This window comes from Paenibacillus sp. RU5M (genome assembly GCF_900221055.1).
In the GTDB taxonomy this organism is placed as follows: Bacteria; Bacillota; Bacilli; order Paenibacillales; family Paenibacillaceae; genus Paenibacillus; species Paenibacillus marchantiae.
The window spans coordinates 89,530-115,332 of record NZ_OBQM01000001.1 but is presented as its reverse complement, the minus strand read 5'-3'; the positions used below and the strand labels follow the sequence as shown (position 1 = coordinate 115,332).

The window sequence follows — 25,803 nt, the reverse complement described above, 5'->3', positions numbered from 1 at the left end:
GACCTTAACTTAAGCTTGATAAAGACCTAACAAAAAAAAGCACCCTGCTCATACCTTGGTATGAATAGGATGCCCAACTATACTCAAATCATTCGGCTGTATATCCTTTAGCCATTGCTATAAATAGTTTCACAGCATTTTGCATGGCATCCTCATCAAAGTCAAACTTGGGATGATGATGCGGATAGATGGCATTCTTCTCCGGGTTACCTGCTCCAACAAACATAAAGCAGCCAGGAATCTGCTGTAAGTAATAAGCGAAATCTTCAGCTGGCATCAACATCGGTGACTTCTGTACATGTTCTGCACCAAATACATCTACCGCTTCCTTGAAGAAACGTGCCGTTTCCTGCTCATCATTCACGACAGGAGGATATCCCATAATATAGTTCAACTTCGTCTCGGCACCGTAGATCTCTCCGGTCTGAGCCACGATCGTATGCACACGTTCCTTCATGATACTGCGCGTCTCTTCATCAAAGGTTCTCACCGTACCCGTCATTTTGCATAACTCGGCGATGATATTCTGTGCTGAGCCCGCCTGCATTGTACCAATCGTCAATACTGCGGGACGCAAGGGATCCACCGAGCGACTGACAACCGTCTGCAATTGCATCACAAGGGCTGAACCAGCCACGAGGCTGTCCACCGTGGATTGCGGCATGCCGCCATGTCCACCTTTTCCTTTGATCTCAATATAAAAGTCATCTGCCGCTGCCATCATCGGCCCCGGAGTACTTGCTGCCACGCCTACAGGAAGCGGAGTCCACAGATGAATTCCATAGATGACATCTACCCCTTCCAGTCCGCCGTCTGCTATGACCTTGAGCGCACCACCTGGAAGCAACTCTTCTGCAGGTTGGAACAAAAAGCGAATCTCACCCTTGATCTCATGTTTATGGCGACTGAAATACAGTGCCGTGCCTAGCAAAATGGATATGTGACCATCATGACCACAGGCATGCATAGCTCCTGCTTGTTGTGATGCATATTCAACGTCCTTCTCGTCCTGAATCGGAAGTGCATCCATATCTGCACGAAGCATTACGACAGGCCCTGGCTTGTCCCCACGAAGGGTACCTATAACCCCGTGTCCACCAACGTGTCGTCTCACTTCAACACCAAAGCTCTCCAGCATACCCGCTACAAAAGAGGATGTCTTCTCCTCATGAAAGGAAACCTCAGGATTCCGATGAAGATGACGACGCCATTCTACCATGTGGATTTGCAGGTCATTCCACCATATATTATTTGTCATGTCTCTCCATCCTTTCGCTCTCTATACGGGACTTTCATCAAGCCCGAACCTTCCTCTTGAAACCTATTGCTGTATATTGTAGCAGAATTGGAAGAAAACCGATACGAATGACCGCTTGAAAGCTTGCACGGAAAGGGGAAACATACTATCATAAACTAGAGAAAAGAACGAGATTTATACTCTCGGAAGCTTATGAGGAGGATCAGACGCTTATGATTTTTGAGAATACAGGCTTGGATGGCTTGAAGAGCGACTTGGCATACCTGGATGAGAGCGCCGAGAAAGTCGGATTTGTCCGGTGGCAATGGGAATATTATCGTGCTACATATGACTACAAAATTGAAGATGAACAAACCAAATCGGAATACTTTGTACGTATCAATACCCGTGCGGTAGATGGCAAACTCGAGAAACCGGATACGGTTCTCGCTGTTGAAGCGGTTTATCTTGGAAAAGCAACCTTCCCGCATGGTCTGGATTATGACTCTACCATACCGCAGCCAGTCGTGAAGCTGGCGGCCCAAAAACTACAGCAGCTTAAAGAACTGCTGGAAGCATAGGCTGGGCCGAACCATGAAACAACAAACGGCCCAAACGAAAACGAAGAGAGGCACGCCGGATTTTCAACTGCTAATCCTCACTTTATTGTTGGTGGGCTTCGGACTGGTGATGGTGTTCAGCTCCAGTTCCAGCATTGCAATTGCAAACAAAAATTTTAACAATGATGCCCTGTTCTTCACGAAAAAACAACTTATGTGGGCGGTTATCGGTTTAGTGGGCATGTTTTTCGCCATGAATATCCGATTTAACAAATACAAAAAACTTTATGCACCATTTTTCTTACTCACCACGGTATTGCTACTAATTGTATTGGTTGCAGGCAAGAAGGTAAACGGTGCCCGAAGCTGGATTGAAATTATCGGCTTCAGTATTCAACCTGCGGAATTTGCCAAAATTGCCATTGTTTTGTACCTCGCTGCACTGATTACCAAAAAAGGGGAACGGTTCAGGGATCTTAGGACAGGATATATTCCCGTGCTGGTCATTGTCGGATTCATTGCAGGACTGATTATGTTGCAACCGGATTTTGGTACCTGCTTTATTCTGGTTACGACGTGCGGACTGGTCATTTATGCGGGTGGAGCAAGTATGAAACACATTATGGGTTCTATTTTGCTGGTAGTGTTGGGAGCAGCATTGGCGCTTGGAGCGAATGCCTTGTTTTCTTCCATGTCTTCTTCAGATACTGCAGATAGCACCACAACTACGGAAGCTACGCAGAACTATAAAATCGGCCGCATTCAGGCATTCCTTGATCCTTTATCCGACAAAACAGGCGGAAGCCTTAACCTCTATCGCTCCCTTGTCGCCATCGGGGATGGAGGCATTACTGGCTCCGGGATCGGACAAGGCACGATGAAGCTGCATTATTTGCCCAATGCCTATAACGACTTTATTTTCTCCGTAATTGGAGAAGAGCTCGGCTTTGTTGGAACTGCTCTGTTTCTGTTGGTCTACCTCTACTTCATCTGGCGAGGCATTATTGTCTCCCTTCGCTGTCCCGATCCATTTGGGACGCTGGTAGGTATCGGTATTATGGGATTAATTGCGATCCAGGCCTTTATCAACATTGGGGGCGTAACCCAGACCATTCCGGTGACAGGGGTTACCCTTCCGTTCATCAGTTATGGCGGTACCTCACTCTTTGTGATGATGGTGGCTATGGGTATACTGCTCAGCATCTCGCGTACCAATAATTTGGACGTCATCAAGGAAGAGAAAACGAAGTCGGTGACGGTTCAGACATCCCGTACCTCTCCCGCACTTCGTTCACGTGAATCCATTCGCCGAATTCGGTAATGCGAAGGAAACGTCATACGAATGGTTTCGGAACAAAATGTATTGAAAACAGAAAAAGACTTCGCATCGAATTTTGATGCGAAGTCTTTTTGGTGTTGTTTATCTAGATGAAGAACCAGGTCAATATACTGCTGTTCTTCCATCACGGATTGCTCAAGTTTACAGATCGTCGCCTCTGAAAGATACGCCTTCTACCTTTACATTGACTTCAACAACACGTAACCCGGTCATGGTCTCTACCGCTTCTCTTACATTCTGCTGGAGCATGCGGGAAACTTCATGAATAGGTGTCTCGTACAGGACGATGATGCGCAGATCAATGGCTGCTTCCAGCTGGCCGACCTCCACGCCCACGCCTTTCTGTACGTTTTTACCGCTCAGGCGCTTGGCCCAGCCCTCTGACAATCCTCCAGACATTGCGGCAATTCCGGGTGTCTCCATCGCAGCCATTCCGGCAATTTTCGCCACTACGTCATCGGCAATCCGGATGTTTCCGCCCTCTAGTTGAAGTTGTTCTGCCATGCCACATCCTCCTTCACTTCGTTACTCGTATTTTAAATCCTTTCGACCCCAAAAAGCAAATTAAACTCAAAAAGATGCGTTTACAACCTACCATGATTTGGTTATATTGAAATATGAAAATAATCTCATAAGTATTTAGTCATATCGTTTAAAACAAAATAATATGTTACCGAGGTGTTTGTTGTGAGAAACCGAATTTCATCCATTTTGCTGATTGCCACCTTTGCACTCAGCGCCGTCGCCCACTACTTGAAATGGGATTCGATTCTGCAATTCGTCATTTCAGCCATTTCGGTTATTTTTGTGGCCGGTTTTTTAGGCAAAGCCACCGAAAATGTAGCCCACTATGCCGGACAGCGGTTAGGCGGATTTTTGAATGCTACATTCGGCAATGCCGCCGAATTGATTATCGCCATTTTCCTCGTCAAAGAAGGATTGTTCGACATGGTTAAGGCCAGTTTGACAGGCTCCATTATCGGTAACCTGCTGCTGGTGCTTGGTCTAAGTATCTTTGCCGGAGGACTCAAGTTCAAAATTCAGAATTATAACGTATCCCTTGCCGGTCTAAACGGCTCCCTGATGATTGTAGCCATCATTGCTCTGTTTATTCCAGCCGTCTTCCTGAATACCCATTCCATCACACAGAAGGATACGAACACACTCAGTCTCATTGTCGCAGGCCTGCTGATCCTTGCCTACATAGCGTGGTTAGTGTTCTCCATGGTCACACACAAGAACTATCTCGCAGATGTCACTGTGGATGAAGATGAAGAATTGCCGCATGAACATGCGCCCGAGTGGTCTAAGAAAAAATCAATTCTCTATCTTGTTCTTGCAACCGTCATGGTTGCCTTCGTCAGTGAATGGCTCGTTGGCACCCTTGAGGTGTTTACTGAACAATTTGGACTCAGCGAACTGTTCGTCGGTGCGTTTCTCGTTGCCATTATCGGTAACGCCGCGGAACATAGTGCAGCCATCATGCTTGCCATGAAAAACAAAATCGGTGCCGCCGTTGAGATCGCAGTCGGCAGCAGTTTACAAATCGCACTCTTTGTAGCTCCTGTGCTCGTTTTTGTCAGCTACTTCACAGGCAGAACGATGGACATTGTGTTTACAACGATTGAGCTGGTCGCCATTGGCGTAGCCGTATTTATTGCCAAGTCCATCACCCAGGACGGTTCAACGAACTGGTACGAAGGTCTACTCCTAATGGTTGTATATGTTATTTTGGGTGTATCGTTCTTCCTGGTATAACAGTACTCCCATCATCCTAAATAATAGACAAAAAATTAGCGCATAAAAGGCAGCCTGGAAATCGCATTTCCAGGCTGTTTTTTCTTTTCTCCCTCGCCTAAACCACATCAGACGAGCTGTTTCAATTCAGGCGCACAAAAAAAGCATGCAAACACCTGCATGCCTTCTATTCTGACCCACGCTATTGCAGGCTATTGCTCATTCTTCTTGTTCAAAGCTTCATATAGAATCGCCAGATTCCGCTCAAGCGCGCTTACCAGCTGCTTACCAGCACCTTCTGGAAGAAGCCCTGCACGAACAGCAAAATCGACTTCCTTGGAGAACCCATACATCTGTGTATCCAATACTTCCTCATAGAGAGGGCAGTAGCGGGTAGCCAGATTCTCCATCTGTACTTCAATAAGCTTCTGTATTTTATCTGCATCTTCTTGAAGAAGACTGATCGCTTTCAAGTGCAACTGGTCCTGCAGATCAGATGAAGTCATGCATTTTTCCCCCCTATGTCCCAAAAATCGCGTAAAGACGTTCTACCTCTAATATTAGACGAAATCAGGAGCTAATACAAGAACCTGACCAAAATAACCATAGATTATGGAGAGCTTTATTCCTGCCTAATCCCCCTATTTTACGGAGGTCTTGCCGTACACCTGAAATATCTCATGCAAAAAAAGCACCTCTGCCATAATAGGCAGAGATGCTTCTTAGTGCCATTACTCGGATGCGATACTTACATTCAGTCCATGTTTGGCAAATACTTCTGACATAGCTGCTTTGGCTTCAGCTGCATCCGGGCCATGAACGTGCAGTTCATAGCTGTGCGTGCTGATCAGCGTTGTAAACAGTCCGAGAATACTTTTCACATCGATATACTTGTTCTCTGAATGAAGCACGATTGAAGAAGTAAACTTGCTCGCTGTTTGAGCAATTTCCACTACCGCTGCGTTATTACTCGACATAGGAATCCCTCCGTCTTTTCACTTTTGGTATCATCTATTAATTACCACTACATGATACCGTGAATCCGCTTTCCTAGCAACAGCAAAATACTGTTCCTATTTCAGACGATCCGGATTGAGGCATTCCAGCTCAGGAATAACGAAAATCCCGTCTTTACGGATCAATACATCATCAAAATAAATTTCGCCACCACCGTAGTCTGGACGCTGGATCAACACCAGATCCCAGTGAATGGAGGAACGGTTTCCGTTATCTGTTTCTTCATATGCCTGGCCTGGCGTAAAGTGCAAGCTGCCTGCAATTTTTTCATCAAACAGAATGTCCTTCATTGGGTGCAGGATATGTGGATTAAATCCAATTGCGAATTCTCCGATATGACGAGCGCCATCATCTGAATTCAGAATTTCATTGATGCGGTCTGTATCGTTGCTCGTTGCTTCAACGATTTTACCGTCTTTGAAGGTGAATTTAATATTTTCAAAAGTAATGCCGTTATACAGCGTTGGCGCGTTATAACTAATCGTTCCGTTCACTGAATTACGTACAGGGGCACTGTACACTTCGCCATCCGGAATATTTTTTTGGCCAGAACATTTCTCTGCACCGATATCTTTAATGGAGAAGCTCAGGTCTGTTCCCGGTCCAGTGATACGCACTTTGTCCGTGCGTTTCATCAAATTAGCCAATGAATCCTGTGCTTTGTCCATTTTAGCGTAATCCAGGTTACATACGTCGAAGTAGAAATCTTCAAACGCTTCTGTGCTTGTATTCGCCAGCTGTGCCATACTTGCATTCGGGTAACGAAGCACAACCCATTTTGTATGTTTTACCCGTTGCTCGCTATGTACCGGATGGGAATACAGTGAATTGTACATTTTCATTTTCTCTTCCGGTACATCGGACAGATCGTTCACATTCTCCCCTGCACGGATACCAATGTAACAATCCATTTGTTTCATCCGGTTCAGATCGATCTCTGCCCAGGTTTTCATCATTTCTTCTGTCGCATTTTTGAGCATGGCACGCTGTACTGTTTTGTCAGTCAGCTGTACAAAGACGTTACCGCCTTTTTTGCCTACTTCTTCAATAATTGCATTAATCAGATCACGTTCCGTGCCGATCATCTCAACCAGCACATTCTCGCCGGGCTGTACATCTACAGAGTAGCCCACCAGATTGGCTGCGAGCTTCTGAATTCTTGGGTCCTTCATCGTGTAAACTCCTCCTGTCATCCGCCATTCCCTGAATTGAACAACGGTAAATTACGATACTATTGTAGCACGCTACAACGATCTCGTCAGCAGGCAGCCCCACAACTTATCTATTCATAAGCCCTGAAGTTTACATCTGTGACAAGAGCTTCTTTATTCCTTTTGCTGTTCATGTCCTTATAGCTCACCTGGCTTTCCGAAGAAAGTCGCAAGGGCAAGCTAGTTTTCCGATCTACGGTTAGATGATACACCGTCTGTACCTCGGCCTGCTTCATCATCTCTTGCATCGATGTTTCCCCTTGTTCCCACACTTTGTTCAAATCCTTCTCAAGCTTCTCCTGACTGCCTCCCTTAACCGCAGTTGCCTTGTGCATATACTCTGCCCGAATCGCATTCATCTCGTCGTTAAGCTGCGCGAGTGCCCACGTTTTGGCGTCTTTTGGTGCGAGTTCAATTCGCAGTATTTTCGTTCGACGACCTGAACCGTACTCGGACTTTATCGTTTTGTTCAACCGATCGATACTTTCCATTTGAGCGATGGGATTAAAACGGGACAGCGATCCGCGCAGGGGCTCATGTTGGGCAGTTAAAGCCATCCACTGTCCTTGTTTGCGTTCAAAAGATGCACTGAATCCACTCGGTTGTCCGTTATTGTTAACAGCGGCGGCATTTACTCCTTTTACTCCTGTTCCGGCAGCAGTCACAGCTCCAGGCAGCCTCGTTTGCAAGGTCAAGCGGTCATGATCCTCCAGCTTGCCCTCAAATTTAAACTGATTTTCGAACAGCCCGTTGCTTTCGCGTCGCAATCCTGCTTCCCCATCAAAACTCAGCTTTTCTTTACCTGCTATTCCGGATAAAGCCAGTGAAAATAACTCCTCAGGAGTTCGATCTCGCTCTAACAATCCACAACCAGGAGCACACAACACAACAATGCTCAGAATCAACAATAGCCCACGTATATACCGACGGTTCAACATGTTCTATTCCACCTTTCCATCAAACTTTCTCCATAGCCTGCCCCTCCCTTATTTGCTTATACTTCCTTCCTTTGGCATCGCCTCTTCAAAAAAATAAAGAGAGGACGACTCCGCAATCGGAATAGTCCTCTCTTAACGTGTAACTTCCTGTTCTTCCATGACGATCCGATTTCGACCACCATGCTTCGCATCGTACAATGCCATATCAGCTCGGTAAAATAACGATTCCACACTAACCTTCTCATCCATCCAGTTCCATTCGGCAATACCGCTGGATACGGTCACGGAAGGCCTTGTTTCTTCAGCAACCCTGGTGCGAATGATTTCCGCATATTCCAGTGCCTGACGAGCACCAATCTGAGGCATATAGATGGCCAGCTCTTCCCCGCCCCATCTGGCGCAGATGTCCTCAGGCCGGACGGAACTTGTTACAATGTCGCTTACCTGTTTCAATACCTGATCACCTGTTTGGTGCCCAAACGTGTCATTCACCTGCTTAAACTGGTCAATATCCACAACAACCAGTGAACCACAGAATTCATGAGCCTGACGTTCATGGATCACACTATCCAGGTAATGCCTCACATACAGTCCTGTCAGCATATCCAGGTTAGCCAAACGTCGTACCTCGGCGTGAAGCGTTGCGTTGGAGAGAGCAAGTCCAATATGAATGGACAACATCTGCAGCAGGCGGTAATTGTCGTACGAAAAATACTGCTTTTTGGGATGTCCCAGCAAAATGGCACCCTTCACTTCACCATTCACCCGAACGGGTGAAGCAATCAATGACATTGAGCCGGTAAGATCCATGAAGACCGATGACACTCTATCGTATTTCGCATAATTGGATAGGATGAGCGGTTCTTCGGTTTGATACAGCAAACCAGCGATTCCATAATCCATTGGAAACGATTTGCGACCTAACTCACTCACATTGGATGACATTACTTCGAAGTGATCCGTACTGTCATTCAGTTGAAGAATACAACATGATTCAGCCTGAAAAATGTCCTTCAACTCCTGTTCAGAGAATTGATAGATCTCCATGAGCTGCAGGCTTTTGTTCAAACGTTGTGTCAGATCGTTGATTAGACGAAGTTCCTGGATCAACATATTCGATTGCTCGTGCAGTTTGGCATTTTCAAAGGCAGTTCCTGCTGTATCCGCCATCATCGTAATGAGTTGGAGATCGGAATCTTCCATTAACTCCTCATTCATCTCAATATGAAATACACCATAGATCCCTTGTTTACCTTTTAGAGGAAGACCAACCTCCAGTATGCGATGTTCACCTTGATCCGATCGAACAACAATGAGCTTGCCTTCCATAAACGATTGTACACAGATGTCTTCTCCACGTTCATGAACAAGCAACGGTTTGATACGTGGGTTGAGGCTGCTCTGATCCTGAGACATATACAATGTCATACGGGTCGTTGGATATAAGTAGTCAATGCTGTCAAAGACTTCATCCAATATGGCATCCACATCCATTTTGTCATGCATCCGTTGAACGATTTGGAACAGAATTGACCTGCGGTGCTCTTCACGAGCCGTTTGTTCATGAGCATGTAATAGATCCGTCATAAATATGTATTCAAATCTTCGGTAAAAGCAGGTACGATAATGCAATGCCTCCGATCGAACAACGGCTTCAGACGTGTCATCTCGATTTTGCTCGTAGGTTACAGCAGTGAAGACAGCAAACATATCCTTATTTGTTCTGGAGAAAAGAGGTTCAGCCATTAGATGGTACTCTCCATTTTCAGTGGTTCCACGTAACGACTGGGCCTGTCCCGTTTCAAGGCATTGCATCACAGTCGAATGTACATCGAGCAATGGAGCCCCTTCATTTCCTTGCCCCATACAGATCCCTTCTGTATTCCATACGTTGTATATTATCGATGATCTGTCGGAGTGCGGCCGCCGTTGGATATGCCAGTCGGTGTATGCTTGTTGCAGCAGGCTTCCCAAATATGAAAAATCAAAAGGTGTGATGTCCATTTTTTGCATCCAGAATACATGCGCTTCGTGAGGAGCGGCAGAAGATGCGGAATCGCCCGAACTTCGCGAATTCAAGCTGGCTGGTTTACTTCTTAGATGTTCTAACATGTCAGGCGCTCCTTTGCACCGTTTTTGCATCCACTCGGATGCATTAATCTGCAGACGTTATCGCAAACCTGCAAATTCTATGCGATAACCTTAATGTACAAGATCATTTAAAGTTAAGATACAATCTATTTTACTCTCTTTAAAGCATTTTTGCATCCATATTTCAGAAAATTGTCCCATTATTTTGGGCCTAAGGACCTATCGACAAATTTAGACGTTTTTTTGCTTTTATCACAGGCTTGACTTTGGTTCTAGTAAACTGTAAAATAAATTGTTGATGAAGACTACTAATGGGTCTTTAAATTTGGGCATTACCGGTTGTGTCACCCTCATTCTTTTTGTTGCTTTCAGGACAGCGGCTGAACTTTCCTGATCGTTCTATGCGTGGCTTAGCCCGCATCAACAAATTGGAGCGCAAACAGAGCCCTATATGAACTTTAACTAAAAAGGAGCTACTTTAAACATGGCACGTTACACTGGTCCTAAATTTAAATTGAGCCGTCGCCTCGGCATTTCCCTGAGCGGAACAGGCAAAGAATTGAAACGTCCTTTCCCTCCAGGTCAGCACGGAGCTAACCAACGGAGAAAAATCAGCAACTACGGTATGCAATTGCAAGAAAAACAAAAATTGCGTCACATGTACGGTTTGGGCGAGAAGCAATTCCGCACTCTCTTTGCTAAAGCGCAAAAAATGCAAGGTATCGCAGGTGAAAACTTCATGTTCTTGCTTGAGAGCCGCCTTGATAACCTCGTATACCGCCTTGGATTCGCTAACTCCCGCGCTGGTTCGCGTCAGTTGGTATCCCACGGTCACGTAACTGTAAACGGCAAAAAAGTTGACATCGCTTCTTACCAAGTAAGCACTGGCGACGTTATCAGCCTGCGTGAAAGAAGCCGCGGTCTTTCTTCCGTTAAGGAAGCTTTGGAAAACCGTTCGCATCTTCCGGCATACGTAGAATTCAACGATACTGCTCTGGAAGGTAAATTTATCCGTTTGCCTGAGCGTTCGGAATTGTCCCAAGACATCGACGAAAAACAAATCGTCGAGTTCTACAACCGTTAATCGTTGGAATTTCATTAAGCTTCACACCAAACAGCTGTCCGAGATTTTCTCGGCAGCTGTTTTTTTTATTTCGAGAGAAACAAAGAGCAAAAAAAAGAGGTCGTACCTGCACCTAATACAAGGATATGGCCTCTTTCCTATACATAGTCGTCTATTTTCATCCACACTCGGACGCTCAATACTTCCACGTTTTATTGAAATTCTCCATGACTTCTCATGATATGTAATTCAATTCCGCATGATATATATCATAATCCAAGAAAGAATGGCAATTTTCGACCATTGCTTGTATTTCTCAGGCATGCAAACCAGCCTTTTTATGCTATAATAAGTGCTGTTAAAAGGAGGAAGACACTGAATGGTTGATGTTAATAAGAAAAAGCCCGATGAACAGCCTGCCCGCAAGCGCAGTTTTGCCCGCAGACTGGGTAGTTTCGTCAAATGGATGGTTGTCCTTGGATTCATGGGGGTACTATTTGTAGGCGGTGCTCTAATGGGATACGTCAGTTCCATTGTGAAAGACGAACCCGTCCGTTCAAGGGCGCTGATTGAACAAAAAGTCAGCGAAAACTCCATCACAGGCTTTGCTTACTTTGCCGACGGCAGCCCGATCGGTCAATTACGAACAGAAGAAGACAGGCGTCCGGTCACCTTTGACCAGATCCCACAGAACGTTATTGATGCAGTCATTTCGATTGAAGACAATCATTTTTACGAACATAAAGGTGTAGACATGAGCGGAACGCTCCGTGCCGTGAAACAGAAAGTGCTGAAAGAATCTGTTCAAACAGGCGGTAGCACACTGACTCAACAATTGGCCCGGCGTGTATTCCTCAATCTGGATCGAACCGAAGACCGGAAAGTGAAAGAAATATTACTTTCGCTTCGACTCGAACGTTTCCTGACCAAAGACGAAATTATGACAGCGTATCTGAACAAGGTTCCTTTTGGTAACGGCTCCAGTGGATATAATGTATATGGAGTCAAGGCAGCTGCCAAAGGACTGTTCAATATTAATGATTTGAGCAAAATAAACACAGCTCAGGCTGCTTATCTTGCCGGATTGCCTCAGCTCCCCTCCTCTTACTCTGCCTTTAATGGAAAAGGCGACTTTGTTGAGGACAATTTTGAGCGTGCAATCAATCGTCAGCATCTGGTCTTGCGCCGTATGCTGGAACTGGGCAAAATTAATCAGTCCGAGTATGACGAAGCTCTTGCTTTTGACATCAAGAGTTCACTCGCACCCAAAACCATCAAAGCTTACAATACTTATCCATACCTTATGATGGAAACAGAGCGACAAGCTGCACAGATTTTAATGAAGAAACTGAATTCGGATAAGGCTGAAGGCACTGATGCCAATGCGGATACAGCCAAGGATACGGATACCGATACACCGCAAAAAGAAAGCAGTGCTCTGCTGGAAGAAGCTCAGCAGCAATTGCGTACAGGCGGATATCGTATCTACACGACGATCAACAAAAGTATCTACAAAACAATGCGTACCATTGCCGAAGATGACAGTAATTTCGCTGCTGACGATCCCGTGAAGGGAAAAGAACAGACTGCTGCCATGTTGATCAATCACAAAACAGGAGCCATTCTCGGCATGATTGAAGGCCGTAATTTCCAGGATGAGCAGATGAACTATGCAACTCAAATGGTGCGTCAGCCAGGTTCAACTATGAAACCTATTGCCGCTTATCTGCCTGCACTGGATGAAGGGCTTGTTCAACCGGCTTCCATTATTGACGATTCACCGATAATTCTGAAAGACGGCCAGACCGGATTCCATATTCCGAAAAATGCCAACAATCGCTACCAGGGACTTGTGACTGCCCGTAGAGCACTCAACTACTCGCTAAATGTGCCTGCGCTTAAGCTATTCAACGAAGAAGTTGGTATCGACAAATCATGGGCTTTTGCCAAGAAGCTGGGGATTACCACCATCCAGCCGGCAGATTACCAAGCTCAGACCGGTGTTCTTGGAGGACTTCAGTACGGTGTTACCGTTGAAGAGCTTACCAATGCCTATGGAGCCATTGCTAACAATGGTGTGTACAATGATTCCTATATGATTAGCAAAATCGTAGACTCAAAAGGGAATATCGTATATAAACACGATGCAGAGCCTGTTCAAGCTTTCTCAGAACAGACGGCATACCTGATGACAGATATGCTACGTACCGTTATTACAGAAGGTACAGCCGATAAAGTTCGTGAAAATTACAAGTACTCCAAGAGTGTGCCTATCGTAGGCAAAACGGGTTCAACCCAAAACTATGCGGATGTCTGGTTTGAAGGCTATACGCCGGATGTCACATTGGGTGTATGGGTTGGATACAAACAGCCGATAAACACGCTCGAGACCAAATCACAGAAGAAACGTGCACAGCAGCTGTGGACGCAAATCATGAATCAAGTCATCGCTACAGACAAAGAGATGTTCGTTACCGATTCGTTCAAGAAACCATCCGGGATCGAGACACGAACTGTATCGGCTTATAGCGGCAAATTGCCAACATCTCTGACTGACCGATTTGTCACTGATATTTTCAATAGCAAATTTGTGCCGAAGGACAGCGATGATGGTGTCGCAAAAGCCAAATATATCACTTACAATGGTGTCAACTACATTCCGCGTGATGAAACACCTGGAGATATGACGAAAGAGAAAACCGTCGTCAAACGCAAGAAACCGATCTCTGATCTCATCAAGGAACTGCAAAGTGCATTCTCACGCATGAGTCGTCACGAATCACTTGCATATTACCTGCCGGAAGATGCCGATGCAGACATGCCGACACAGATCGATCCAAGAACGGATAACGGCAAAGCACCAGATGCACCAGGCAATGTGAGAATTTCCGTTGCCAACGGGAACGCTGTGATTACGTTTAACGCAACACCGGAAAGTGACGTCGTTGGTTATCGCCTGTATCGCTCAGTAAATGGCGCCGGATTCCAGAATCAGGGGCAGGTTGTCCTGACAGGTGAGTCCAGATCATTCACCGCATATGCACAAGGTGGAAACTTTGCGTTCTACGTGACAGCAGTGGATGTAGCTGGTCGTGAGTCTGCTCCTAGCGCAGCAGTTAGCAGTGCGGGAATGGTAGAGCCTCCTGCAGATGAAGAAATAAATGAACCGATTAATGTTCCGGGAACAGTCGTTACACCGGAAGACTCTCAGAATGAGAACGCCGCTACTACGGCTCCGGCTACACCGGGCCAAGTGAGCGTGTCGGCGCTCTCCCAAGGACTGCGCATTCAGTGGGCCTCCAATCCGGAATCAGATGGTGTTCAAAGTTATGCTGTATATTTTAGTGAGACAGGGTCAGCCCCTTACACCAAAATTGGCACAACTTCAGGGACCTCCATGGACTACGGAGTACCTGCATCCACCAGTGGATGGTTCAAGGTATCCGCCAGCAACAGCATAGGCGAATCCGAGCCGTCCGGAGCCGTGCATTTCCAACCGTAATACAGAGTTATCATAACTCCCCTCTCAACCCCATTCTCGCATCATGAGGATGGGGTTTTGTTATTCATTGATATCCAAAAGTAAAAGCCTGATCCGCAATGAGACACGGATCAGGCTTTGTATGGGAATCATGGGACAAGCAGACACGTTGTATCCGCTGGTTTATGCTTTAGTCTTCAATGGTCGATAGATCGCCTGTGGGCAGATCCAACTCCCAAGCTTTCAACACACGGCGCATAATCTTGCCGGAGCGGGTCTTGGGCAGTTTATCCTTGAACTCAATCTCACGTGGAGCAGCGTGAGCAGACAAGCCCTCTTTTACAAATCGATAGATCTCTTCCTTCAGCTCCGGTGTCGGCTCATAGCCCTCACGCAGTGCCACAAAGGCCTTGATGATCTCTCCGCGAGTTACATCTGGTTTACCGATAACGCCTGCCTCTGCTACCGCAGGGTGCTCCACGAGCTTGCTCTCCACCTCAAAGGGGCCAATGCGTTCGCCTGAAGAGTTAATAACATCATCAATCCTACCCTGGAACCAAAAGTAGCCATCTTCGTCCATATAAGCAGAATCACCGGAAACATACCAGCCAGAAAGTCGGAAGTACTCCTCGTATTTGGCCGGGTTATTCCAGATCTTCGCCATCATGGACGGCCAGGATGTACGAATAGCCAGATTCCCCATACTATAGGGCGGCAGTTCCTGTCCTTGATCATCAATAATGGCTGCTTCAATTCCCGGTAATGGACGACCCATGGAACCTGGTTTGATTGGCATGCCCGGGTAGTTACAGATTAATTGTCCACCCGTCTCCGTCATCCACCAGGTATCATGAATTCGCTGTCCATAGGCTTTCCAGCCCCAACGGACAACTTCGGGATTAAGTGGCTCACCTACAGACATTACGTGACGGAGACTGCTCAAATCATGCTGGGCAATGGTCTCTTCGCCCGCTCCCATCAACATGCGGAAAGCCGTCGGCGCACTGTACCATACGCTGACTTTGTTTTTCTCAATGGTGCTGTACCAGTCTTTCGGACTGAAACGTCCCCCACGAATAACGTTGGTCACACCATTCAACCATGGTGCAAAAATTCCATAGGAGGTACCTGTTACCCAACCCGGATCGGCTGTGCACCAGTATACGTCATCCTCGCGCAAATCGAGTACAACCTTGCCGGTGTAATAATGCTGAATCATCGCATTCTGCACATGATATACACCTTTCGGTTTGCCTGTAGAGCCGGAAGTATAGTGAATCAGCAGTCCGTCTTCGCGAGTCAGCCACTCCACTTCCATATCATCCGAAGCTGCCGACATCTCTGCATCAAAGTCGATGAGTCCTTCTTCCGTCTGCGGACCGCCACCCACAACAAAAATATGCTTCAGTTCAGGCAATTCGGAACGTTTGATTCGCCCCAGCAATTGAGGGGTTGTCACCAGGGCTACAGCTCCGCTATCCTCCAGTCGGTCCTTCACCGCAGTTTCCATAAAGGCCTCAAATAGAGGACCTGCAACAGCCCCAACCTTCAATATGCCCAACAGGCTGAAATAGAGCTCAGGACTGCGAGGCATAAAAATAAATACCCGATCACTCTTAGCAATACCATATTTGCGGAGAACGTTACCGAAGCGACTCGATTGCTCACTCAAGTCAGCAAACGTGTATGCCTCTTCACGCGTAGCATCACTGTATAATAGCGCCGTTCTCCCGCCTCTTCCTTCCAGCACATGACGATCAATCGCTTCATGTGCCATGTTGACTTTCCCGCTGGCGTGCCACGTAAAGTGCCTTTCGACCGATTCCCAATCAAACCGGCTTCGGGCCTCCGTGTAATCGCCCAGATTAGATTCAGACACAACCGTTTGCAGCATCTCACCATGTGCTTGACTCATGCTTGCCAGCCTCCTTCAACTCGACATTTCGATTCCCAATATGGGTCACTTCTGATTGCCTTTGTGTTGACTGAACTTCCAGTTAGCGCTTACATTAGTAGAGAGAACTTCTCATCATGTACTTGCCAGGCCAAACCGATGAACCCAAACTGCAGTTGATTTGTGAACATTTTTTGTCTACGCAATTATAGCAAATCTTTTCAATCATCGTCTATGGCTTTTCAAATTTTTGGTTTTTTGCTATAAGTAGGGGGAGAGAGGAGCATGAACTATGGAGCATATTAAGGAGCATCATATGCGTTCCATCTTCAAGTCCGGCCACCGAATCACCATTGAGGGACCAGTTCAGGCCGAGACGATTACGCAGCTTGAATTTCATTCCGATCTGGATGCCTTCCGGCGCCCTTCGGAACAACAGGAGGCATTGGCCGAAATTGCCGCATTGCCCGAAGGTCGAATCATCATTGCGCGGGAAAATGAGACCATTGTCGGTTATGTAACTTTCCATTATGCAGATGATTGCGAGCGTTGGTCGGAGGGCAATATGACCGATCTAATTGAGCTGGGCGCCATTGAGGTTGCGGATTCCTATCGCTCTCTCGGGATTGGGCGCGAAATGCTGCTCACCGCGTTTGAAAATGGACAGATGGAGAAATATATCATATTCACAACGGAATATTACTGGCATTGGGATTTGAAGGGCAGCGCCCTTTCCGTATGGGATTACCGCAAGATGATGGAAAAATTGATGCAAACCGTAGACATGACCTGGTACGCCACCGATGATCCCGAGATTTGTTCACATCCGGCAAACTGCCTCATGGTCCGCATTGGCAGCCAAGTACCCCTGGAATCGGAAGAACAGTTCGACCGCGTGCGATTCCGCCATCGGTTTATGTACTAATTACGAATGCACATGGATAATACGTATACATAGAAAAACCGCCTCTTCGCGAACAGGTTCATCATGGATGATCTGCTACGAATAAGCGGTTTTTTGTTGCTTTTTAAGCCTTTATCATGCTCAACATGCGTATAGCTTATGGGGTTACATATGTTCCAGCATATGTTCAACAATACGGTGAGAGCGCTGGGAAGACTCCACAGTAAACTCGGCAAAGTTCACATGTGCTGATCCATCTGCTTTGTCAGACATTGCGCGAAGTATAACGAACGGAACACGGTTCATGAAGCTCACTTGCGCTACGGCAGCTCCCTCCATCTCCGCACATGCCCCATTCATTTCGGTATACAGCATTTTCACCGTATCCTTGCTTGCAATGAATTGATCTCCTGACAGCACTTTGCCGATCAGATAGTTCGCTCCCTGCGCTTTGCAGGCTTCTTCAGCTAATGCGATAAGGGATGCTTCCGCTGGGAAGGCGGACGTCTCCTGGTAAGGAATAACCCCGCGCTCAAATCCAAGTGGGGTCACATCCATATCATGCTGTACACATTCGGAAGAGATGACCATATCTCCAATGTTCAACTCCGGATTAACTGCACCCGCAACACCCGTAAAAATAATACGGTTAACCTGAAAACGATCAATTAAAATCTGTGTTGTCACAGCTGCATTTACTTTCCCTACGCCTGATTTGCAGACTACAATCTGCTTACCCAGCCATTCGCCTGCAACATAGGTAATACCGGTTTGTTTTACAGTCTCTAGTTGCTTCATACCAGCCAAGAGAAGTTCTACTTCCTCATCCATTGCACCAATGATACCGATCGTTTCACGCATGTTATGACCTCCTATATAGCATTCTGCATGTAAACCTGGAGTCGTTTCCCTCCAAGTATGTTTCTCCGTCAACGTCCAAAGCCCCATTCAGCACAAAAGCTCCGTTTCCGGAGCTTTCGTCATTCCACTATGTAGAGAGAATGCCTTCTCCCTTTCTTAAATCATTTCCATTTCAATCAGAAATGACGATGAACCATCAAAGCCTGTATTTAAACTACGTCTGCATGGCTTACAGACAGACGAAGAATCGTTTCATGCGGCAAAATAACCCGTGGGTTCTCCACATTTTCTTTCTTCATCAGCTTGGTCAGCAAACGCATCGCTACAGCGCCCAGGTCATACATCGGTTGAGCTACAGTAGTCAACTGAGGACGGACCATAGAAGCCATACGAATGTTATCCACACTGATGATGGAGAAGTCATCCGGTACTTTCAGACCTTCATCCTGAATGCTGTGAATAGCACCAATCGCCATCTCATCTGTTGCAGCGAAGATTGCCGATGGTTTTTTCTTCAATCCGAGGAAATACTTCATCGCTTCTACACCGGACTCATAACGATAGTTACCAATACGTACGAGATCCTCCTGATATTCCATACCTGCTGCTTCAAGCGCTTTCTTGTACCCTTGGAAACGAGCATAACCGTTGGCAGGATCTTGCAGTGTACCACTGATCATTGCGATTTCCTTGTGTCCATGACGGATTAACGTATTTACAGCATCAAATGCCGCTGCTTCATGGTCAATATCTACAGAAGGGTACGTGCCCTTCTCGTCACTTGTTGCACAGAGAACAATCGGCACAGCCGCTGATTGGAACGCCTGAATATGCTCGTCCGTCACAGTTCCACCCATGAAGAGCAGACCGTCCACTTGTTTCTCGAGCAACGTGTTAATTACACGAATTTCTTTTTCTTTCTTTTTATCCGCGTTACACAAAATAATGTTGTAGTGATACATATTCGCAATATCTTCAATCCCGCGGGCAATCTCTGCAAAGGTTGAGTTCGAAATGTCCGGAATAACGACCCCGACCGTGGTTGTCTTCTTGCTCGCCAAGCCTCTGGCTACCGCATTCGGACGATATCCCAACCGATCGATGGCTTCATATACTTTTTTGCGTGTCTGTGGCTTAACATTAGGGTTATTATTAACAACCCGTGATACCGTTGCCATAGAGACACCGGCCTCACGTGCCACATCATAAATGGTTACCGTCACAGTACTTCTCTCCATTACCAGTAAATTTTCATACCATTTTCATTAAGATTTATATTACGACAAATTTATGCATTAATCAATTAAAATAGGCTTTAGGACTCACGCAGTGCTTTCGTGATTGTGGTTGAAGTAATATTCGAGTGGGAAGTATGCCATACAGGAATTCCCTTTTTGACTAGAATTGCCTGCGGAGATTCATGCTTAACACCCAGCTTGTCCGCTGCTTCATTGGACACAGGGCGATCTTCCACTACATAAATGATACCGTATTTCACTTGTTCACTTGGACTATTTTGCAAATAATCATTCATCTCCTGATAGGCGTTCGCGCTGATCGGGCAGCGTGTACTATGCTTAAACAGAAGCAAGGGTTGATCCTCGGTAGCCTCCACTGCGGAGTTTAGCTGTTCAATACTTGTCATTTTAGTCATGTCAGCCATTTGATATACATCCCCCTTTACCAGGATTACCGCTATGTTGAGCGTTTTCACTCTACGATATCTTAACAAAAAGCGGGCGAAAAAGCCAATTTTCATGAAAACAAGCATTTTGCACGTCAAAATTAGACAGCATTCGAGAAGTGCGCCTGCCATACAAAACCGGATAATTGACCTAATCTGCGCTGTGTTGTCTCGATCCATTCTTCATCATTAGACTTTTGGGCGTAACCCATAATATCCAGCAGCAGGTTAATTCTCTCCTCCACAGCACGTTGCATCCGATGCTCCATCTCACGATCCGAAGCGTCTGGCCAAGCCAGCAGTTGTTCATGGAAGAGATCCGCAAGTTCATTTCGCTCTCCAAACGATACATCCTGTTTCGCTGGCTGTTCACCGAGTGTACTGATGCACTCTTTCAAATCCGGCTTGACCGGCTGAAGCACTTCATAGGAAACACAGTCTGTACAAGCAAATACAGGTACGTTACGAATCTCCACCTTTTTGGCATATACCACCGTTCTTAATTCCAGTTCCATTACATGTCCGCATCTGCACGTCTTACGCACAGTCATCACCTCATTCGTTCTATACTCTTATACAGATACCATTCGACCTATTTCCGCTCAAATCCTGCTATAAACCAGAGGTTGCACAAATTACCACTGTCTCCAGATGAAGGTTGTCGAATGTAGGCGTTCATTGAGATGTAATCGCTTCCCCAATGGCGAGATTGCATGACGATGAAGTCAACATGAGAATCTGTTACAATAAAGACGCTATGTGCTAATTACCGCAAAAGGAGAGATGATGATGAGATTAACAGGCAAAAAAGTCATCGCCCTGGTCGATGAAGAATTCGAAGATCTGGAACTGTGGTATCCGGTACATCGTGTTCGTGAAGAAGGCGCTGAGGTGCATCTCGCCGGAGAGAAAAAAGGCAAAACCTACATTGGTAAATATGGTGTTCCCGCGCAGGCGGAATACAGTTTTGATGAATTGGATAGTTCAAACTATGATGGTATCCTTGTACCCGGGGGCTGGGCACCGGACAAGCTTCGTCGCTATTCCAAAGTACTTGAGCTCGTTAAGGAAATGCATGCGGATCGTAAGCCGATTGGACAGATCTGTCACGCAGGTTGGGTACTGATATCCGCCAAAATACTGGACGGGGTTACGGTAACTTCTACACCGGGTATCCGGGATGACATGGAAAATGCCGGAGCCATCTGGAAAGATGAAGCCGTTGTTGTGGATGGACACATCATTTCAGCTCGCCGTCCACCTGATCTTCCGCCGTATGGCAAAGCATTTTGCGATGCACTTGCTGAAAAATAAAACAAAGCCCCACGCCTTGGCGTGGGGCTTTATCGTTAAAATAAGACTATTTTCCAAAATTGTACAAAAGTTAATATTTTCACTTAAAGGTATTTATTTGAAAATAACCCATTCAAGATGCATTCGATCCACTCTGTTCATCCGGACTGCCCATCGAATCATTGAAGACCTGTAGACGCTCTTCGATGTCTGCACTTGTCCGCAGGCTGAAGCAATCATGGGCAGCCTCTTTGGCAGCAGCAGCCGTCGTATTCAATACTCTGTGCTTCACACGCAGCAAGGATTGTGGAGACATGCTCAGATTGCTGATCCCGAGCTCCAGCCATAGGGGAATCGAACGTTCGTCTCCTGCCATCTCCCCGCATACACTGACATCAATGCCTGCCGTATGAGCTGCATCGACTGTTGCGCGAAGCATGCGTAATACAGCCGGGTGATACGGATGATACATATGTGCAATCTGCTCATTCATTCGGTCTACAGCCAGTACATATTGCACGAGATCATTCGTACCGATACTGAAGAAATCAGCTTCTTCGGCAAGCAAATCGGCTATCATCACCGCTGCCGGAACCTCAATCATGATGCCCACCTGTATATGTGGATCGTACGGCAATTCGCGCTCGTCCAGATCAGACATCGCTTCACGCAGGATTTCATTGGCCTCCTGAAGTTCTTCTACCGAAGAGATCATCGGGTACATAATTTTGACATTGCCCGCAGCACTGGCCCGCAGAATGGCTGTGAGCTGTGTTTTGAACAGATCTTTACGGTCCAGACTGATCCGAATCGCACGATATCCGAGAAATGGATTATCTTCTTCTGGCAGTTCAAAGTAGTCTAGCTGCTTGTCACCACCAATGTCGAGCGTACGAATAACGACAGACTGTCCTGCAGTTTTCTCAGCGACAAGACGATAAACCTCATACTGTTCCTGCTCACCCGGGAACGTAGCACGGTCCATGTATAGGAACTCTGTCCGGAACAACCCCACGCCCTTCGCCCCATGTTTCAGTGCCATATCCAGTTCCTTGACGGAACTGATGTTAGAAGCCAGATGCAGAACGGAACCGTCTTTGGTTACGGCATCCACTGTTGCAAGTACCTGCAGCTGCTCTTTTTTCTTCAATTGTTTGCTGCGAATCATCGTGTAACGTTCAATCGTCTTGCGATCCGGCTCCGTAAATACGAGGCCATTATCTCCATCGACAACCAACATATCTCCGGTCTCCACCGGCATGCCAAGACTCGCTTCCAGACCGGAAACGAGAGGAATACCAAGGGCACGAGCCATAATTGCCGAATGTGACGTTTTGCCTCCAATAAGTGTCACAATACCCAGCACGTGGCTTGGATTCAAATGCGCTAATTGAGAGGGAGACAGCTCTTTGGCCACGAGTATATAAGGCTGGGTATCCGATGGAAGCGTAATTTCCGGTGCGCCCAGCAGATGCTTTAACAGACGGTTCCCCACGTCCTTGATGTCGATGGCTCGCTCCTTCATATACTCGTCTTCGAGCAGATCAAACATGGTGACAAAATGATCAATGGCCTCTTTGACGGCTACTTCTGCTGCTTTGTACTGCCGTTCAATAATGCCACGAATTTCGTTCATGAACACCGGATCTTCCAGAATGGCCAGATGCGCATCAAAGATGCTGGACTCTTCAGGACCGACGACTTCCTTGAACTCGTTCTTGATATATTCAATCTCATCCTTCGATGTCCGTATGCCCTCGTACAGCCGTTCGAACTCTTGGGCGAGATCCACCGAATCCATCTTCTGATCCGGCAGATCCCATTCCCAACTGGGCAGGACAAATGCTTTGCCGATGGCTATGCCTGCAGCGCCGTTGATGCCTTGTATCTTCATTCTACCCCTCCAACGTTCCTGTCATAGAGCACCACGGACATAACGGATGCCTGACCTTTCTTAACTTGCTTAAATGGAGCAAAGCTCCATGATTTGACACGATCGGGATTCGTGATGACCATCGGTGTCGTCAGCGATGCCGCCTCGGCTCGCAACACAGCCAAGTCAAACTTGATTAACAACTGACCGGGCTCCACCGTATCCCCTTCCTGAACAAAGGCTTCAAAGTGGCCTTTCAGTTGGGATGTGTCGATACCGATATGCAACAGGACCTCAAGCCCTTCCCGAGTAGAGATGCCCAAGGCATGCATCGTTGGATACATGTGCATAATCGTTCCGTACACGGGTGAGACCAGCTCTCCCTTTTCCGGGACAAAGGCTACACCATCACCCACAAGCTTGGCTGCAAATATCTGATCCGGTACCTCTTCAATCGGCAGCATTTTGCCTTGCACAGGAGCACAGAACAGAACTTGTTGCAGATCACGTTCGAGCAGCTTCGCAATCTCTTCCCGGATTAATTCCGAATAGGTGCCAAATACCACTTGTACGTTACCACCACCCAGCTTGATAAGCCCTGCGGACCCCATACTCTTCATTGCACCTGTATCGATTAATCGATCATTATGCACGGTGAGACGAAGTCGTGTAATACAAGCCTCTACCTGCACAATGTTTTCTTTCCCGCCCAATGCTTCCAAAATAAGAGGAGCTTGATAAGGAATGTTACCTACCCAATCTTCCAGCATGGACCCCTCTTCGCGTCCTGGAGTTGGAATCTTGAACGTGCGAATCGCCCACCTAAACAGGAAATAATAGACTAGCCCGTATAGTATGCCAATCGGAATGAGCTTCCAAGCATTCTCCGATAGATGGAAATTGAGTATGTAGTCGATAATGCCAGCCGAATAGGAGAAACCATGGCGTATATCAAGCCAGTAACTGATCCACATCGCAAGTCCTGACATGACTGCATGCACGATGAACAGATAAGGTGCCGCAAACAAAAAGGCAAACTCAATCTGCTCCGATACCCCTGTCAGAAAACAAACGAGTGCGGAAGTGAGAAATGTTTTTTTGATTTTCGGCTTCAGATCTTCCCTTGCCTCCTGAATAATGGCAAAGGCAATCGCTGGAATCGCAAACATCATGATCGGGAATAACCCGGCCATAAAATACCCTGCTGTTGGATCACCCGCAAAAAATCGCGGCAAATCCCCTTGCACAATATTGCCGTCTGCTGTTTCATACGTCCCCAGTTGGAACCAGAACACATTGTTAAGCAGATGATGCAGTCCGAAGGCAACAAGCACCCTGTACAGGACCCCATATATAAACAGCCCAAAACCGCCGAGACTGTATTCCCAGGTGGCGATGGCGTTCAATGCATGTTGCAAAATGGGTGCGATCCATAACATAAAGAAGGAGAACAGTGCCGAGCACAGTCCAACTATGAGCAAAACAAACCTGGAACCACCGAAAAACTGTAAGATTTCAGGCAGTTTAATACTTTTGAAGCGATTATGCGTCACCCCGGCAAGTGCGCCGAGAATAATTCCGATTAAGGAAGCAGGTTGAACGGTGCCATCCCCGAAATTGCGAGTCACCTGATCATATATCACAATACCAGCCAGAGCAGCCAGTCCCGCTTGTCCGGCCTGGTTGGAGAGTCCCAGCGCTACACCGACAGCGAACAAATACGGCAAAAAATAAAAAATACCGTGTCCGGCCACGGTAGACACTTCACCAACAACTTTCAATCCCCAGGCGTCCCAGGGCAAACTGCCAACACTCAGCAAAATTGCGGCGGCGGGCAGGACCATTGTAGGCAGCATTACCGCTCGTCCGAGCTGCTGCAAGGATCCGAGCCAATTCATGGCGACCTCTCCTTTCTATCCTAGATGGTAAGCTTTACGCAACGTTTTGTCAAAGCAAAACAGTAACCTGTTGGTAATTTGTATTTCTCTCCCGCCAGGCATGACAAAAAGGAGCGTATTTCCTTGTTCCCCCAATAATTAAATGGAGCGGAATACCACTTGGATTTAACTTCATGCGGTCTTCTAAGCTGCAAAGTATATTTTATATTCCAATTATATAACAGAAAAAATCCCGTCAACTCGAGGTTAACGGGATTTTTTAGGAATCGAGATTTAACCGCGTCCAGCACCGCGCAGAACGATGGAATCCTCTACCTTGATACAACGATTCGTTACCGCTGTCATGTCGTTCTCAGCTGCAATCTGAACGGCTTCATCGCTGTGGATACCAAGCTGAAGCCACAATACATTTGCTTTGATCGCAGCAGCTTCACGAGCGACATCCGCGCAATATTCATCGCGGCGGAATACGTTCACGATATCTACCGGCTCAGGGATATCCGCGAGGGTTGCATATACCGTCTCACCAAGAATCTCACCTTGTACCTGTGGATTTACCGGGATAATGCGATAACCTCTGCTTTGCATGGCCTCCGCTACCATATAGGAAGTGCGATCTGATTTGTCCGATAAGCCGACGACTGCGATGTTGCCTGCCTTGCGCAAAAGTTGTCCAATTTCTTCACGAGTAGGATTGTTAAATTCCATGTTCAAGCACCATC

The 25,803-nt window shown here is 46.7% G+C and carries 22 protein-coding genes; 7 read left to right on the top strand and 15 right to left on the bottom strand.

The genetic code is table 11. From position 1 onward, the window contains the following. Positions 1 to 88: 88 nt before the first annotated feature. Complete coding sequence (locus CRO25_RS00670; protein WP_063565587.1) at positions 89 to 1,258, bottom strand: M20 family metallopeptidase; 1,170 nt, start codon at positions 1,256 to 1,258, stop codon at positions 89 to 91. A 212-nt stretch (positions 1,259 to 1,470) separates the two neighbouring features. Between CRO25_RS00670 and CRO25_RS00665 the strand changes: the two genes are divergently transcribed. After that, a complete protein-coding gene (locus CRO25_RS00665; protein ID WP_079694166.1) occupies positions 1,471 to 1,818 on the top strand; it encodes a YugN family protein in 348 nt (115 codons plus the stop codon). Positions 1,819 to 1,831: 13 nt separating this feature from the next. After that, on the top strand, positions 1,832 to 3,118 hold the full coding sequence (gene ftsW / locus CRO25_RS00660; RefSeq protein WP_063565585.1) for a putative lipid II flippase FtsW: 1,287 nt from the start codon (positions 1,832 to 1,834) through the stop codon (positions 3,116 to 3,118). Positions 3,119 to 3,277: 159 nt separating this feature from the next. Here ftsW and CRO25_RS00655 read toward each other — a convergent pair whose 3' ends face one another. Then, positions 3,278 to 3,640: an Asp23/Gls24 family envelope stress response protein gene (locus tag CRO25_RS00655; RefSeq protein ID WP_024631137.1), complete on the bottom strand. Its 363-nt coding sequence runs from the start codon at positions 3,638 to 3,640 to the stop codon at positions 3,278 to 3,280. Between the two features lie 183 nt (positions 3,641 to 3,823). On the opposite strand from CRO25_RS00655, the gene cax reads away from it, so the two are divergent. Beyond that, on the top strand, positions 3,824 to 4,894 hold the full coding sequence (gene cax / locus CRO25_RS00650; protein ID WP_063565584.1) for a calcium/proton exchanger: 1,071 nt from the start codon (positions 3,824 to 3,826) through the stop codon (positions 4,892 to 4,894). A 191-nt stretch (positions 4,895 to 5,085) separates the two neighbouring features. On the opposite strand, the gene CRO25_RS00645 is transcribed toward cax, so the two are convergent. The 5 genes from CRO25_RS00645 to CRO25_RS00625 form a co-directional block, all read right to left on the bottom strand. Beyond that, positions 5,086 to 5,379: a YlaN family protein gene (locus tag CRO25_RS00645; protein WP_024631139.1), complete on the bottom strand. Its 294-nt coding sequence runs from the start codon at positions 5,377 to 5,379 to the stop codon at positions 5,086 to 5,088. Positions 5,380 to 5,604: 225 nt separating this feature from the next. Continuing rightward, positions 5,605 to 5,850, bottom strand: a complete 246-nt coding sequence (locus CRO25_RS00640; RefSeq protein ID WP_024631140.1) for an HPr family phosphocarrier protein — start codon at positions 5,848 to 5,850, stop codon at positions 5,605 to 5,607. 96 nt (positions 5,851 to 5,946) lie between these two features. After that, the gene (locus CRO25_RS00635; RefSeq protein WP_063565583.1) at positions 5,947 to 7,062 is read right to left on the bottom strand and encodes an aminopeptidase; all 1,116 of its coding nucleotides are present in this window, start codon (positions 7,060 to 7,062) and stop codon (positions 5,947 to 5,949) included. Positions 7,063 to 7,172: 110 nt separating this feature from the next. Next, positions 7,173 to 8,039, bottom strand: a complete 867-nt coding sequence (locus CRO25_RS00630) for a hypothetical protein (RefSeq protein WP_079694167.1) — start codon at positions 8,037 to 8,039, stop codon at positions 7,173 to 7,175. A 132-nt stretch (positions 8,040 to 8,171) separates the two neighbouring features. Continuing rightward, positions 8,172 to 10,151, bottom strand: coding sequence for a GGDEF domain-containing protein (locus CRO25_RS00625; protein WP_079694168.1), 1,980 nt, complete (start codon positions 10,149 to 10,151; stop codon positions 8,172 to 8,174). Between the two features lie 463 nt (positions 10,152 to 10,614). Between CRO25_RS00625 and rpsD the strand changes: the two genes are divergently transcribed. Together rpsD and CRO25_RS00615 are read left to right on the top strand one after the other, a co-directional pair. Then, complete coding sequence (gene rpsD, locus CRO25_RS00620; protein WP_063565580.1) at positions 10,615 to 11,214, top strand: 30S ribosomal protein S4; 600 nt, start codon at positions 10,615 to 10,617, stop codon at positions 11,212 to 11,214. Between the two features lie 358 nt (positions 11,215 to 11,572). Beyond that, a complete protein-coding gene (locus CRO25_RS00615; RefSeq protein ID WP_079694169.1) occupies positions 11,573 to 14,695 on the top strand; it encodes a transglycosylase domain-containing protein in 3,123 nt (1,040 codons plus the stop codon). A 169-nt stretch (positions 14,696 to 14,864) separates the two neighbouring features. Here CRO25_RS00615 and acsA read toward each other — a convergent pair whose 3' ends face one another. Then, positions 14,865 to 16,589, bottom strand: coding sequence for an acetate--CoA ligase (gene acsA / locus CRO25_RS00610; RefSeq protein WP_079694170.1), 1,725 nt, complete (start codon positions 16,587 to 16,589; stop codon positions 14,865 to 14,867). 271 nt (positions 16,590 to 16,860) lie between these two features. Between acsA and CRO25_RS00605 the strand changes: the two genes are divergently transcribed. After that, positions 16,861 to 17,493: a GNAT family N-acetyltransferase gene (locus CRO25_RS00605; RefSeq protein ID WP_079694171.1), complete on the top strand. Its 633-nt coding sequence runs from the start codon at positions 16,861 to 16,863 to the stop codon at positions 17,491 to 17,493. A gap of 144 nt (positions 17,494 to 17,637) precedes the next feature. Here the strand turns inward: CRO25_RS00605 and CRO25_RS00600 are convergent, their stop codons facing one another. The 4 genes from CRO25_RS00600 to CRO25_RS00585 form a co-directional block, all read right to left on the bottom strand. Then, complete coding sequence (locus CRO25_RS00600; RefSeq protein ID WP_063565576.1) at positions 17,638 to 18,333, bottom strand: 5'-methylthioadenosine/adenosylhomocysteine nucleosidase; 696 nt, start codon at positions 18,331 to 18,333, stop codon at positions 17,638 to 17,640. A gap of 209 nt (positions 18,334 to 18,542) precedes the next feature. Beyond that, positions 18,543 to 19,556, bottom strand: coding sequence for a catabolite control protein A (gene ccpA, locus CRO25_RS00595; RefSeq protein WP_024631149.1), 1,014 nt, complete (start codon positions 19,554 to 19,556; stop codon positions 18,543 to 18,545). A gap of 92 nt (positions 19,557 to 19,648) precedes the next feature. Then, complete coding sequence (gene ytxJ, locus CRO25_RS00590; RefSeq protein WP_064636572.1) at positions 19,649 to 19,996, bottom strand: bacillithiol system redox-active protein YtxJ; 348 nt, start codon at positions 19,994 to 19,996, stop codon at positions 19,649 to 19,651. A gap of 122 nt (positions 19,997 to 20,118) precedes the next feature. Beyond that, positions 20,119 to 20,568, bottom strand: coding sequence for a hypothetical protein (locus CRO25_RS00585; protein WP_161490602.1), 450 nt, complete (start codon positions 20,566 to 20,568; stop codon positions 20,119 to 20,121). A 235-nt stretch (positions 20,569 to 20,803) separates the two neighbouring features. Between CRO25_RS00585 and CRO25_RS00580 the strand changes: the two genes are divergently transcribed. Continuing rightward, the gene (locus CRO25_RS00580; RefSeq protein WP_079694172.1) at positions 20,804 to 21,331 is read left to right on the top strand and encodes a type 1 glutamine amidotransferase domain-containing protein; all 528 of its coding nucleotides are present in this window, start codon (positions 20,804 to 20,806) and stop codon (positions 21,329 to 21,331) included. Between the two features lie 112 nt (positions 21,332 to 21,443). Here the strand turns inward: CRO25_RS00580 and ptsP are convergent, their stop codons facing one another. The 3 genes from ptsP to CRO25_RS00565 all read right to left on the bottom strand — a co-directional run bounded on the left by ptsP (position 21,444) and on the right by CRO25_RS00565 (position 25,789). After that, positions 21,444 to 23,204 (bottom strand): phosphoenolpyruvate--protein phosphotransferase, encoded by a 1,761-nt coding sequence (gene ptsP / locus CRO25_RS00575; protein WP_063565572.1) that lies wholly within the window; start codon positions 23,202 to 23,204, stop codon positions 21,444 to 21,446. Further along, entirely contained in the window at positions 23,201 to 25,081 is a 1,881-nt protein-coding gene (locus CRO25_RS00570) for a glucose PTS transporter subunit IIA (RefSeq protein WP_063565571.1), read from the bottom strand. The genes ptsP and CRO25_RS00570 overlap by 4 nt, the downstream gene beginning before the upstream one ends. Positions 25,082 to 25,354: 273 nt before the next feature. Continuing rightward, positions 25,355 to 25,789: a CoA-binding protein gene (locus tag CRO25_RS00565; RefSeq protein WP_064636566.1), complete on the bottom strand. Its 435-nt coding sequence runs from the start codon at positions 25,787 to 25,789 to the stop codon at positions 25,355 to 25,357. Positions 25,790 to 25,803: the final 14 nt, after the last annotated feature.